This window comes from Peptoniphilus sp., assembly GCF_022767005.1.
Classification (GTDB): domain Bacteria; phylum Bacillota; class Clostridia; order Tissierellales; family Peptoniphilaceae; genus Peptoniphilus_A.
The window spans coordinates 1-13319 of record NZ_JALEOV010000048.1; the positions used below are offsets into that span (position 1 = coordinate 1).

The 13319-nt window shown below is 32.8% G+C and carries 10 protein-coding genes and 2 riboswitches; of the genes, 8 read left to right on the forward strand and 2 right to left on the reverse strand.

Annotated elements, in window-relative coordinates:
• The first annotated feature begins 12 nt into the window (after nt 1-12).
• Nucleotides 13-110, forward strand: a riboswitch (TPP riboswitch).
• A gap of 26 nt (nt 111-136) precedes the next feature.
• The 4 genes from thiC (at nt 137) to MR285_RS03840 (ending at nt 4291) form a co-directional block, all read left to right on the forward strand.
• On the forward strand, nt 137-1438 hold the full coding sequence (gene thiC / locus MR285_RS03825) for a phosphomethylpyrimidine synthase ThiC (protein WP_293558195.1): 1302 nt from the start codon (nt 137-139) through the stop codon (nt 1436-1438).
• Nucleotides 1439-1471: 33 nt separating this feature from the next.
• Nucleotides 1472-1575, forward strand: a riboswitch (TPP riboswitch).
• Nucleotides 1576-1595: 20 nt separating this feature from the next.
• Complete coding sequence (gene thiW, locus MR285_RS03830) at nt 1596-2111, forward strand: energy coupling factor transporter S component ThiW (RefSeq protein WP_293558197.1); 516 nt, start codon at nt 1596-1598, stop codon at nt 2109-2111.
• A complete protein-coding gene (gene thiD, locus MR285_RS03835) occupies nt 2101-2907 on the forward strand; it encodes a bifunctional hydroxymethylpyrimidine kinase/phosphomethylpyrimidine kinase (RefSeq protein WP_293558199.1) in 807 nt (268 codons plus the stop codon). The genes thiW and thiD overlap by 11 nt, the downstream gene beginning before the upstream one ends.
• Nucleotides 2897-4291, forward strand: coding sequence for a hydroxyethylthiazole kinase (locus MR285_RS03840; RefSeq protein ID WP_293558201.1), 1395 nt, complete (start codon nt 2897-2899; stop codon nt 4289-4291). Before thiD ends, MR285_RS03840 begins: the two co-directional genes overlap by 11 nt.
• 116 nt (nt 4292-4407) lie before the next feature.
• Here MR285_RS03840 and MR285_RS03845 read toward each other — a convergent pair whose 3' ends face one another.
• Complete coding sequence (locus MR285_RS03845; protein WP_293558203.1) at nt 4408-4902, reverse strand: LURP-one-related family protein; 495 nt, start codon at nt 4900-4902, stop codon at nt 4408-4410.
• A 134-nt stretch (nt 4903-5036) separates the two neighbouring features.
• Entirely contained in the window at nt 5037-7064 is a 2028-nt protein-coding gene (locus MR285_RS03850; protein WP_293558205.1) for a urocanate hydratase, read from the reverse strand.
• Between the two features lie 378 nt (nt 7065-7442).
• Here MR285_RS03850 and hutI point away from each other — a divergent pair, with 378 nt between their 5' ends.
• The 4 genes from hutI (at nt 7443) to MR285_RS03870 (ending at nt 13018) form a co-directional block, all read left to right on the forward strand.
• On the forward strand, nt 7443-8708 hold the full coding sequence (hutI, locus tag MR285_RS03855; RefSeq protein WP_293558206.1) for an imidazolonepropionase: 1266 nt from the start codon (nt 7443-7445) through the stop codon (nt 8706-8708).
• 438 nt (nt 8709-9146) lie between these two features.
• Nucleotides 9147-10682, forward strand: a complete 1536-nt coding sequence (nhaC, locus tag MR285_RS03860) for a Na+/H+ antiporter NhaC (RefSeq protein WP_293558208.1) — start codon at nt 9147-9149, stop codon at nt 10680-10682.
• 48 nt (nt 10683-10730) lie between these two features.
• Entirely contained in the window at nt 10731-11258 is a 528-nt protein-coding gene (locus MR285_RS03865; RefSeq protein WP_293558210.1) for a hypothetical protein, read from the forward strand.
• 380 nt (nt 11259-11638) lie between these two features.
• Entirely contained in the window at nt 11639-13018 is a 1380-nt protein-coding gene (locus MR285_RS03870; RefSeq protein ID WP_293558212.1) for a Na+/H+ antiporter NhaC family protein, read from the forward strand.
• Nucleotides 13019-13319: the final 301 nt, after the last annotated feature.

Genomic DNA, 13319 nt, shown 5'->3' on the forward strand with positions numbered 1-13319 from the left:
TAATAATTTAATAATTAAACTTATGGGAGCAAATTGCTGAGAGGAGTTAAGACTCGACCATTCTACCTGTTAGGATAATGCCTTGACAGGGAAAAGTAATTCTACTCCTATAATTTTATAGGAGGTTTTTTTATTTATGAAATATGCTACTCAAATGGAAGCGACAAAAAATGGTTATGTTACAGAAGAAATGAAGATTGTTGCAGAAAAGGAAAATGTATCTTGCGAATATTTGCTGGAGAAAATTGCCTGCGGGGAAATTGTCATTCCTAGAAACAAAAATCACAAATCAATTTCACCTGAAGGCATAGGAACTGGGCTTAGGACAAAGATAAATGTCAACTTAGGCATTTCAAAGGACTTAAATGACATTGACATGGAAATGAAAAAAGTAGATATGGCTTTATCAATGGGTGCAGAATCTATAATGGATCTTTCAAATTATGGAAAGACTCAAGAGTTTAGAAAAAAATTAATTGATAGATCTACTGCAATGATAGGTACAGTACCCATGTACGATGCAGTTGGATTTTTAGACAAGGGACTTTCCTTTATTAAGGCTGAAGAATTTTTAGAAGTTGTTAGAAATCATGCTGAAAATGGAGTGGACTTCGTTACAATTCACGCAGGGATAAATCGTGCAAATTCGGACATTTTTATGAGAAATAGACGTGTAAATGAAATAGTTTCTCGCGGTGGCTCTCTTTTATTTGGTTGGATGAAGATGAATGATAGAGAAAATCCTTTTTACGAATATTACGACGAGTTGTTGGAAATTTGTAGAGAGTATGACGTAACTCTTTCTCTTGGAGATTCATTAAGACCGGGAGGCATTCAAGATGCAACAGATCCATCTCAAATATCAGAATTAATAACTTTAGGGGAGCTTACTAAAAGAGCTTGGGCAAAAGATGTGCAAGTAATTATTGAAGGACCTGGACATGTTCCAATAGGTGATATTGAAATGAATGTAAAGCTTCAAAAGAAACTTTGCCACAATGCTCCTTTTTATGTTTTGGGACCTCTTGTTACAGATGTAGCACCTGGCTACGACCACATTACATCAGCTATTGGCGGTGCAATTGCAGCAGCTCATGGTGCGGATTTTTTGTGCTATGTAACACCTGCTGAACACTTGAGGCTTCCTAATGTAAATGATGTGCGAGAAGGAATTGTAGCTTGCAAAATTGCCGCTCATGCAGGAGATATTAATAAAATTAAAGATGCAAGAAAGTGGGATTTGGAAATGAGTAAGAGGCGACAAAAAATTGATTGGGAAGGAATGTTTGACATTGCCCTTGATAAAGTTAAGCCGAGAGAGTACAGAGCTTCCTCAATCCCAGAAGAAGAAAATACTTGTACTATGTGTGGCTCAATGTGTTCTGCGAGAAATATGAATTTAATTTTGTCGGGCAAAGATATAAAAATAGAATTTTAATTTATAATCAATAGTTAGTCGTAATATTTAAAACTTAAAATAAAAGGGAGCTTGTTGACAGGCTGAGAGGAAACTATTAGTTTCGACCGTTACCTGATTTGGATAATGCCAACGTAGGGATTGTAGCTGCTCTGTCATAAGCTTTTAGGAGGTTAATATGAAATCTAATGTTAAGAAGTTGACAGTGGCAGCTCTTTTTGTTGCCATTGGAGTTGTTTTTTCCTTTGTAAATATTCCAATTGGACTAGCAAAGTGCTATCCAATTCAGCATATGGTAAATGTTTTGTCTGTTGTTTTTTTAGTACCAGTCTATTCAGTTCTAGTTGCATTTTGCATTTCGCTTATAAGAAATATTTCCGGAACAGGATCATTAATGGCATTTCCTGGCTCAATGGTGGGAGCTTTTTTTGCAGGAATTTTGTTTTACAAGACTAGAAAACTTTCTCTTGCCTTTTTAGGTGAAGTAATTGGCACAGGAGTAATTGGCGCACTAATTGCTTATCCAGTTGCAAAATTTATCCTAGGAAAGGAAATGGCAATTTTTGGATTTGTAATTCCTTTCTCTATTAGTACAATAGGTGGATCAATTATTGCAATGATAATTATTTTGAGCATAAAAAATACAGTGCTTGGCGAATATTTTAATTTTGAAAGGAATATAAATGGAAATTAAAAAAATTCTCACAATAGCTGGTTCTGATTCCAGTGGTGGAGCAGGTATTCAAGCAGATTTAAAGACTATTACTAGCTACGGATACTATGGCATGAGTGCAATTACAGCAATTACTGCGCAAAATACAATGGGTGTACAGTCTTCACTTGCTGTGGGAAGGGAAATGTTATTTATGCAGCTCAAATCTATTTGCGAAGATATTTTGCCAGATGCAGTAAAAGTTGGAATGGTGGCAAATCCAGAACAAGTTGAAGTAATAACTGAGTTTGCGGAAAAATCTTTAAAAAACGTTCCTCTTGTTTTAGACCCAGTTATCACATCTACAAGTGGATTTACCCTCGTGCCAGATGATACTGTTGAGAAAATGAAAGAGATTTTATTTGACAAAGCAGCTTTGATCACGCCAAACCTAATTGAAGCAGGAATAATTTATGGTAAAAGAGTTGAAAATCTTGACGAGATGAAAGAGGTGGCAAACTTTTTATATGAAAAATATGGTAGTGCAATACTTATAAAGGGAGGGCATCTCAAAGATTCAAAGGACGATGTTTTATGTTATGATGATGGAATTTTTGTCATAGAAGGAAAAAATATTTCTAATAAAAACACTCATGGAACTGGATGCACTCTTTCAAGTGCCATTGCCTGTGAGCTCAGTGCTGGTAAAAGCCTATTGGAAGCAGTTACTTCAGCAAAGAATTATTTAACTGGCGCTATTGCCTTTGGTTTTGATATAGGAAAGGGAAGAGGACCACTGTATCATATGTATAAATTGAGTGATAAAAATGAAAACTAACGCTAATTTAAAAAAATTAAAGAGCAATTCGCCCTTAGTTCACATTATTTCCAATAGCGTAACAAGAGAAAGGGTGGCTGACTTTGCCCTTGCCGTTGGTGCAAGTCCAATGATGGCGGAATATTCTAAAGAAGTTGCAGAGATTACACAAAAATCTTCCGCACTTGTGTTAAACATGGGAATGTTAAATGAAGATAAAATTGAAGCAATAAAAATTTCTGCAAAAGTCGCAAAGGAAAATAAAATTCCCATAGTTTTTGATCCCGTTGGAGTGGCATCTAGCAAAGTAAGGCGTGATTTGGCAAAATATCTCCTTGAAAATTTCAAATTTAATGTAATTAGGGGAAATTTTAATGAAATAAATTATTTGGTGAAGGGAGAAAAGTTAACTGGCGTAGATTCTAAAGATGAAAATTTTTCTAAAGAGGATTTTATACATCTAGCAAAAGAATTAAACAAGTCTACTGGATCGACAGTTGCAATTAGTGGAAAATACGAGATAATAGCAAATTCTCACATAGTCCTTTCAATTCCCGGTGGCAATGAAAATTTGAAAAAAATTACTGGCATTGGAGATATTGAATCTGCGATGATTGCCTCTCTTTTGGCTGCACCTTTTTCAAATTTAAAGGCTTGTGCTCTTTCGGCGATTTTTTTAAGACAAATTGCAAGAAAAACCATAAAAGATAAAAGCATAAATGCCTTAGATATTATAAAAAATATGCAAAGCCTTGAGGAAATAAGTGGAGAGATTGACGTAATAAATCCTTCTTATAAATTTAAAAATCCAACTTTATATGGAATATCAGAGGGAGATGAATTATTAAAAATTAAAAGGGCAGTTGACGGTGGCATGGAGATTTTCCAATTGAGAGACAAGTGTGCTGACGAAAAAATTCTTGCCGAAAAAATAAAAAACATTAAAAGTGAGATAGGAGATAAATGTCTTTTTGTCTTAAACGACAATTTAAATCTTGCAAAAAAATATGGGACTTCCCTTCATCTAGGTCAAGATGATGAAAAAATTTGTATTGCAAGAGAAGTGTTGGGAAGAGATGAAATAATTGGTGCAACTGCAAAGACAGTGGAACTTGCAATTGAAGCAGAAAATATGGGAGCATCTTATATTGGAACGGGAGCTTTTTTTGAAACAGAAACAAAGAAAGATGTTACTAAAATTAATTTAGAGAGATTAATGGAAATAAAAGAATCAGTTTTAATTCCAGTATTTCCAATTGGAGGAATCACTAAAGAAAATTTAGATTTCTTTAAGGGAGTAAATATACCCGGACTTTGTATGTCTAAGGGGATTTTTTCTGTAAATGAAAATGAAGTAGAAAAAAATGTGAGAGAAATAATTGAAAAAATAAAAAAAGTTAAATGATAAAAAATTTTTGTAAAACAAAGCACCCTTCTTACTAAAGAAAATAGTGGGAAGGGTATTTTGTTAATATTTTATTTAAAATTCTATGTACAGTTAAATTTTTTAATAAAGTGCTTTTAATTATTAGCCCTAGAGTTATTGGTGTCTTTGATATTATTTAGACATAGTGTGAGACCTAGTAGAGCTTCTGTATAATTTTCATCATGAACTGTAAGCATATAAGTATCAGTCATGGCGAAAAAAGTTTTTTCAATTTCGGCAATTAAATTATTATACTTAAAAATTTCAAAATTCATATCTAATAGTTTGCCCCTTAATGTAAGGTCCTCACCATTATAGTCTATATCAATTTTTCTAGTAAAAAAACTTAGCCTAGATTCAACACGCATATATTTTCCATCTATGAAATTAACATTAAATTTTTGAAATAGACTAAAAATTTCTTTATCAATTGTTAAAATAAGTTTTTTATTTTTGTCAGAAATAGTTGATTTATATCCCAAAAGTTTAAAGTCTTGATCCACATAATAGGCTGTATTGCCATCATCATCTAATATGGCATAGTGATCTGTAATTTTAAAAATCTTTTCTTTAAAATAATAATTTTTCATAGCTCACCCCTTTATGACGATTATATAAAAAAAACTCTAAGGATTAGAATATAAACATTAAAACTATAAATTATATAAAATAAAATGAAAAAAGCCCTGCATATCATGGTAAGCAGGGCAATTTTTATTTAAATTTAGTCAATGTTAAGTGCGTCAACAGCATTGTCAATCAATTCATCTTTTACAAGATAAGGAATTGTAATGTGTCCGTATTTATTGTCTTTATTAAATTCTTTAGTTACTTCGATTGCGTGATCATTTCTAGCCCAGTTACGTCTAGCAACACCACTCATTACGTCCCAAGTAAGTGAAAGCTTGATGATTTCGTCAACCATTTCAGATCCGTCAAGAACTAGACCAAATCCACCATTGATTGCTTTACCAATACCAACTCCACCACCGTTGTGAAGAGCAACAAGTGACATACCTCTAGCACAGTTTCCTGCAAAACATTGAGTAGCCATGTCAGCCATTACATTTGAACCGTCTTTGATATTAGAAGTTTCTCTAAATGGAGAGTCTGTACCAGATACATCGTGGTGGTCACGACCCATCATAACAGGACCAATTTTTCCTTCTCTAACAAGTTCGTTGAATTTAAGAGCAATGTCAACTCTACCCTTAGCATCTTGGTAAAGGATTCTTGCTTGAGTTCCAACTACTAATTGGTTCTTTTCAGCATCTCTAATCCAGATGTAGTTATCCATATCTTGATATCTTCTGTCTTTATCTATACATTCCATTGCAGCGTGGTCAGTTGCAATTAAGTCTTCGTGTTTACCACTTAGGCAAACCCATCTAAATGGTCCATATCCATAGTCAAATAGAAGTGGTCCCATAATGTCTTCTACATAAGAAGGCCAAATGAATCCGTCTTTGTCGTCTTTGCCATTTTTAGAAATTTCTTTAACCCCAGAATCGTAAATAGCTTTTAAGAAAGAGTTACCATAATCGAAGAAGTAAGTTCCCTTATCAGTAAGATTTTTAATAACTTCAAAGTGTTCTTTAAGAGTCTTATCAACAAGTTCACGGAATTTTTTGATGTCAGTTCTTAATAATTCAGTTCTTTCTTCAAAAGTAATACCTACTGGACAATATCCGCCATTGTATACATTATGGCAAGAAGTTTGGTCAGAAAGTAGGTCAATGTGGATGTTATTTTTATCCATATAGTGAAGAAGATCAACGATATTTCCGTGGAAGGCAATTGAAAGAGCTTCTTTCTTTTCAAGAGCGGCTTTAGCAAGTTCGCAAGCTTCTTCAGGAGATTCAGCGAGCTTCTTAATCCATCCTTGTTCAAGTCTAGTTTCTATTCTTGAAATGTCAACTTCAGCTATTATAGAAACAGCACCAGCGATGTCTCCAGCTTTACCTTGAGCACCACTCATTCCACCAAGTCCAGATGAAACAAATAATTTTCCAGCCAAGTTATCTTTTTCGCTTAGTCCTAATTTTAGTCTACCAGCGTTTAATATAGTGTTGTAAGTTCCGTGAACAATACCTTGTGGTCCAATGTACATCCAACCACCAGCAGTCATTTGTCCGTAGTTAGCAACGCCCATTTCTTCTGCGATTTCCCAATCGTCAAGATTGTCATATTCACCAACCATAAGTCCATTAGTGATTATAACTCTTGGGGAATTTTTTCTTGATTTAAATAGTCCAAGTGGGTGACCAGATTCCATTACAAGAGTTTCGTCATCGTGCATAATTTCAAGATATTGCTTAATTAAATTATATTGCATCCAGTCGTGACAAACTGAACCAGTTTCTCCATAAGTAACAAGTTCGTATGGATAAAGGGCAACATCAAAGTCTAGGTTGTTATCAATCATTACTTGGAAAGCTTTTCCAGCTAAGCAATTTCCCTTGTATTCGTCAATTGGTTTACCGTAAATTCTTCCTTCTGGTCTAAATCTGTATCCGTAGATTCTTCCTCTAGTAGTAAGTTCTTCTAAAAATTCAGGAATTAGTTCTTCGTGATATTCTTCTGGGATATATCTTAGGGCATTTCTAAGGGCAATTTTAGTTTGTTCCTTTGAAAGTCTAAATCCTCTATCAGGAGCTCTTCTAATTCCTTGTTCAAAAGATTTTTTTTCTGGAAGGTTTGTAATTTGTACCTTCATAATCTTTTGAACTTCTGCGTTATGATTATTTATCACTTTTATCAACCTCCATTTATTAGACATTATAAATTAAAATTTTTAAAATGTAAATACAAAGGGAAATTAATTTCCTAAAAAAATAAAAATAATTTGGTAAAATTAATTAAAATAGAGAAACTCATTATTTAAGGAATATAAGGTAATTAAAAACTAGATTAATGATTGACAAATTTATCAAACTAAATCAGAGATAAAACCTTTGCAAGTGGTTAAGATAAATAAAATTGATTTTCCATAAAATCACAATAAAAACCATTAATATAGAAATGTCTTATATACCAAAATTTATAAAATTTAAAAATACAGTTTTTTCTTTATTTTAAAATTAACTAGGGTATAATAAAAATACGATGTTTGTAGAATAAAGGAGGATTTATGAAAGCGGATAAATTATTAATTAATCTAGATCAAATTTTTTCACCTAGGGATATTGGTAGACCTTTAAGAGGCGAAGAAATGAATGAAGCTGACATTTTGGAAAATGCATATATTGCAATTAAAGATGGGAAAATCTTAGAAGTTGGCGAAGGTAATGGTTACGAGAAACTAAAAGACGACAATACGGAAATAATTGATCTTACAGGAAAAGTTGCAACTCCAGGCCTTATTGACGCTCACACTCACTTAGTATATGGCGGAAGTCGTGAAAATGAATTTGCAATGAAGCTTAATGGAATGGAATATCTTGAAATTCTTGAAGCAGGTGGTGGTATTCTTTCTACATTAAAGGCAACTGAATCTGCAAGTTTTGATGAACTTTATGACAAGACAAGAGACTTACTTGAACATATGCTAGTTCACGGAGTAACTACTGTTGAAGCAAAAAGTGGATATGGAATTACTCTTGAAACTGAGCTCAAAGAACTTGAAGTTCTTGAAAAGCTAAACAAAGACTTCCCAATAGAACTTGTGAGAACTTTTATGGCAGCTCACGTAATTCATGAAAAATATAAAGACAATTCTGACGAATATGTTGACGTTGTAATAGACATGATGCCAGAAGTTGCAAAAAGAAATCTTGCAGAATTTTGTGATGTATTTTGTGAAAAGGGAGTATTCACTGCTAAGCAATCTGAAAGAATTTTAGAAGCTGCAAAAAAACAAGGTTTTAAATTAAGAATTCACTCTGATGAAATTGAAAATATTGGTGGAGTAGATGTTGCTGCAAAAGTTGGAGCTGTTTCTGCTGAACATTTAATGGTAGTAGATGAAAAAGAAATTGAAACACTTTCAAAAGCAAATGTAATTGGAAACTTGCTTCCAGGAACAACTTTCTCACTAATGCTTGACACTTATGCTCCAGCAAGAAAAATGCTCGACAAGGGAATGGCTATTACACTTTGTACAGACTCAAATCCAGGATCTTGTCCTACGGCAAATTTACAATTCATTATGCAACTTGGTTGCCTAGAAATGAAATTAACTCCAATTGAAGTATTTAACGCAGTAACTATTAATGCTGCATATTCAGTTGATAGAGCAAAGACTATTGGCTCTTTTGACAAGGGAAAGAGAGCAAATATAACAATTTTTGATGCTCATAATATTGACTATACACTTTACTTCTTTGCGACAAATTTGTGTAAACAAGTTTATATAGATGGAGAACTTGTAGTAGAAGATAGAAAATTAGTTAAATAATTCTTGTAGAAGTATAATTTATAAAATGCAGGTGGAAAATTCTACTTGCATTTTTCATTTAATAAGATAGAAATTCAAATTTTTCTAAAATTTATAAATATGTTGTCTGAAATTTTATTTTCTCAAAAATCATTATAAAAATTCAATTATTTAATACTTTTAATCAAAGCGTTAGGGAACGTAAATAAAACAATTTTTCACAAACAAAATTATTGCATATGGTAATGAGTTATCATGTAACGATATTAATAAATTGTATTTTTTTTAGTAATTATGCCGTTTTTTTAATTAATTGATTGACTTGTTTATTAATCAGAGTTAAAATTCACTTAGAAAACATTTTCAACGATACAAAAATTTTCAAAATTGTATCGTAGGCATATTAAAAATTTTTATACAAAATTAATATGCTAAATGATATTTCGAGGAGGTTATTATATGAAGAACGAAGGTCAAAAAGCTGTTAGACTTCCTAGTTTTATTGGAGCATTTTTACCAATAATAACAATGGTTTGTTTAATGGTATATGTTTTCAACTTTTCTGGTGGCGTTTATGACGGAGCTCATATGCCATTAGTCATTGCAATTGTAGTTGCATGTGGAGTTGGAGCAGCGTGCGGACATAGTTTTTCTGATATGTTGGAAGGTATGATCGAAAGACTTACAGCTACTCTTGAAGCAATTTTAATTCTACTTACAGTAGGTCTATTGATTTCATCTTTCATGATTTCAGGAACTATCCCAGCAGTTATTTATTATGGTTTGAAATTACTTACACCACAAACATTTTTACCTGTAGGATGTATCCTTATAGCAATAGTTGGTCTTGCTTGTGGTTCATCATGGACAGCAACAGGAACAATAGGTATTGCCTTTATGACAATTGGTGTTGGACTTGGAATTAGCCCTGCACTTACAGCAGGTATGGTTATTTCAGGAGCTTATGTTGGAGATAAATTCTCTCCACTATCTGATACTACAAACCTTGCAGCAGGTGTTTCAAATACTGGATTATTTGATCACGTAACAGCAATGGTTTCTACTACGGGACCTGTGTTTTTAATTTCACTTATTATTTATGCAATTCTTGGATCAAGAATTAATGTTGTAAATTATGACTCTACAATTGCACAAGGCATTGAAGAAGCGCTTGCAGCTAACTTTAATTTAAACCCACTTGTACTTCTACCAATAGTCGTAATTGTTGTAGTATGTATCCTAAGAGTTCCCGGACTTCCTGGAGTTCTTATTTCAGTAGCAACTGGTGTATTATTTGCAGTTATTTTCCAAGGTGGATATAATTTAGCTGAATTATTTGGCGTACTTCACTATGGACCAGAAATTGAAACTGGAAATGAATTTGTAGACGCAGCTCTTGCTAAGGGTGGTATGGACAATCAAATGTGGACAATTAACCTAATTTTACTTGCAGTATCCTTTGGTGGTGCTCTTGAAAAATGCGGTTCTGTTGAAAGAATTTTTGGAAATATTAAACATAAAATCAACTCTGTTGGTGGACTTGTTTTCGCTACAATGCTTACATCAATTTTCTGTGATGCAGCAATGTGTGATCAATTCTTAGGAATTGGCGTTCCTGCTCCACTTTATGATGACAAATATGATGAACTTGGACTTGCAAGAAATATGCTTTCAAGAACACTTGAAGATGCTGGTACACTTTGGGCATGTATGTTCCCTTGGACAGCTTGTGGAGCTTACCAAAGTGGTGTACTTGGAATGAATCCATTTGTATACTTCCCGTTTGCATTTGTTAACCTACTAAATCCAATTTATGCTTGCATAACTGCATTTGCAGGCAGAAATATATTCTGGGCTGACGGTGCTTACACAAATGTATTTGGCAAAACTGTTATGAAGAAAGCTGCTGCAGCACCTGAAGAAGCACATGAATATGCTGTTTCTCAACTTGAGAAATTAAGAGCTGAAGGAAAAGCACCAAAGGTTGCAGCTTAATTAACTAATAAAAATTAATAAATTAAAAATTTAGAAAGAAGTGATTATGTGTCAGATATAAAATTACCTTGGGATGATGACAGCGAAGCAATTAAATATGTATATGTGAATCCTAGAAAAAAGTTTTCTGAAAAATATGCCTACATAATCACTTCTATTTTGATTTTGTTAGGTATTTTCACAAAGTATAAGCTTACAGTTGTTCTTGCGGCGCTTCTACTTTTATCATTACTAACTAAAAGATATGTGGCAGCAAGTGCCAAAGGTCTTGAGATGTATACAGATATGAAGATTACAAAGACCTACAATGTTTGGGATTGGTCAGAAATTGAAGCAATTACTTATGAGAAAAAACATGAACAGCCTAAGTTGGTACTTTTGTATTTCACAAAGGGAGACGTTACAAAAAGATTTTTCTTTTCTGAAGAAGACAAAGAAAGAGTTTTTGAACTAGCTCACAAACACAATAAAAAGATAAAAATTTACGATGCTTGGGAATACAAACAAAATCTCAAGAAATTTAAAAAAGAAATGAAAATTTCTAATAGAATAAGTCGTAAAAATAAAAAGAAATAGTTTTTATTTCCTAAATATTTAAGTTTTAAAGACGAGAGTAAATCTTGTCTTTTTTTTTTAGTTTTCTTGAGTATTTGAAATGAACTTAATAAAATTAGTAAAGTTTTATAAAACAAAGTTTTAAGAAAGTTTATTATTAATAATTGTGTATATTAAATTTATTACGAAGATATATTAATGCATAGAAAGGAATGATTTATAGTTCACAACAAAAGTTATTAATACTATGAACAGCATATCAAATAACGAATTATCATAGTAAATAAATTTCACACGCCCTTATTAGCATAGAATATTTTTTATAATATTAGATAAGCGTATTGACAAAAGTGCATTATTATGAGATAATAGAGAAAATGTTTTCACTAAGGAGGAATAATATGTTATTATTTAACCCCGTAGTAGTATCCGTATTACTACTTGTAGTACTATGTATGTTTAAATTAAATGTACTACTTTCTTTACTTGTTGCAGGTCTTGTTGCAGGTCTTGTTGCAGGAATGCCAATATGGGTTTTTGAACAAGGAACTTGGCAAGCAAATATTTTAGGTAATTTGCCAGGATTTGGCACTGAAGGCGAAGGAATTATATCAACTATCATCGGCGGCATGGGTTCAATGGCAGAAACAGCGCTTGCCTATATATTAATTGGTATGTTTGCTTATGCAATTGGTAAATCAGGACTTATAACTATACTTGCTCAAAAAGTTTCTAAAATTGTAGGAAAAAACAAATTTTATTTAATTTTCTTGATAGCATTTATATCTATTTTTTCTCAAAACCTTTTACCAGTGCATATTTCCTTTATACCTATTCTAATTCCACCACTTCTAGGACTTATGAATAAGTTAAAGATTGATAGACGTGCTGTTGCCTCAGCTCTTTGCTTTGGATTAAAAGCACCTTATATTTCTATCCCAGCAGGTTTTGGACTTATATTCCACAAAATCATCGCGTCAAATATGACAGATGCAGGCATGCCTACAACTGTGGCAGACACACAAAAGGTAATGTGGATTGGTGGACTTTCAATGTTAATTGGTTTAATCTTTGTTGTATTTGTTCTCTATGGAAAGGACAGAGAATATAAAGACGTAGAAATTCCAGGTGTTGTTCCGCTAGATGCAGAAGTTCACATGACACCACAAGCTTGGGGTGCTCTTGTAGCAGCTCTTGCAATGCTTATTGTACAAATTATAACAACTAACTTACCATTCTCGGCTTTAGTTGGTATTATTTTCTTGCTAATCACTCGCTCTATTAAATGGAAAGAGATTGACGAAATGGTCGATGGTGGACTTGATTTAATGGCATTTATTGCTTTTGTAATGTTAATTGCAGGCGGATATGCAAATGTTCTTAATACATCAGGCGCAGTAGTTCACTTGGTAAATGATACAGCTGCACTAATGGATGGTGCATCTCTTGTAGTTTCAGCAATTGTTCTTTTAGCAATTGGCCTTGTAATTACAATGGGAATAGGTACTTCCTTTGGAACTATTCCTGTAGTTGCTGCAATTTATGTTCCATTAGCACAACAATTAGGATTTAGCAAGGCAGCTATTATTTTATTAATAGGTATAGCGGCAGCTCTTGGAGATGCAGGTTCACCAGCTTCAGATTCAACTATGGGACCTACTTCAGGACTTAATGCGGATGGTCAGCATGATCACATTTGGGACACTTGCGTTCCAACATTTATAGCTTTTGACGTATTCTTAGTTATTGGTGGAGTTATTGGCGCAGTAGTATTATCATAAAATTAAATTTTTTAGGGAATTAACTTCCTTATTACTAACTCTTAAAGATTAAAAGTGATGTTACAAAATAGAATTCTATTTTGTTCATCACTTTTTTTATTAATTATTTATTCTTTTGTAAATATGTAAAAGTTGAATTATTTTACGATTAATTATAGAATTATCTTTAGTTAAATAATATAAGTTGGAAGCTACAAATTTTATTTGTTATAGAATATTTGAGGTAAAAAATGAATTTTGATTATAATGATTATCCTCACCCTTCAACGAGAAGAGTGATTTTTGGGAAAAATGGAATGGT

Excerpts from the sequence above, each read along its gene's own strand:
- MR285_RS03845 (WP_293558203.1), bottom strand. The coding sequence starts at position 4,902 with ATGAAAAATTATTATTTTAAAGAAAAGATTTTTAAAATTACAGATCAC.
- thiD (WP_293558199.1), top strand. The coding sequence starts at position 2,101 with ATGGAAATTAAAAAAATTCTCACAATAGCTGGTTCTGATTCCAGTGGT.
- MR285_RS03840 (WP_293558201.1), top strand. The coding sequence starts at position 2,897 with ATGAAAACTAACGCTAATTTAAAAAAATTAAAGAGCAATTCGCCCTTA.
- MR285_RS03870 (WP_293558212.1), top strand. The coding sequence starts at position 11,639 with ATGTTATTATTTAACCCCGTAGTAGTATCCGTATTACTACTTGTAGTA.
- nhaC (WP_293558208.1), top strand. The coding sequence starts at position 9,147 with ATGAAGAACGAAGGTCAAAAAGCTGTTAGACTTCCTAGTTTTATTGGA.
- thiW (WP_293558197.1), top strand. The coding sequence starts at position 1,596 with ATGAAATCTAATGTTAAGAAGTTGACAGTGGCAGCTCTTTTTGTTGCC.
- thiC (WP_293558195.1), top strand. The coding sequence starts at position 137 with ATGAAATATGCTACTCAAATGGAAGCGACAAAAAATGGTTATGTTACA.
- hutI (WP_293558206.1), top strand. The coding sequence starts at position 7,443 with ATGAAAGCGGATAAATTATTAATTAATCTAGATCAAATTTTTTCACCT.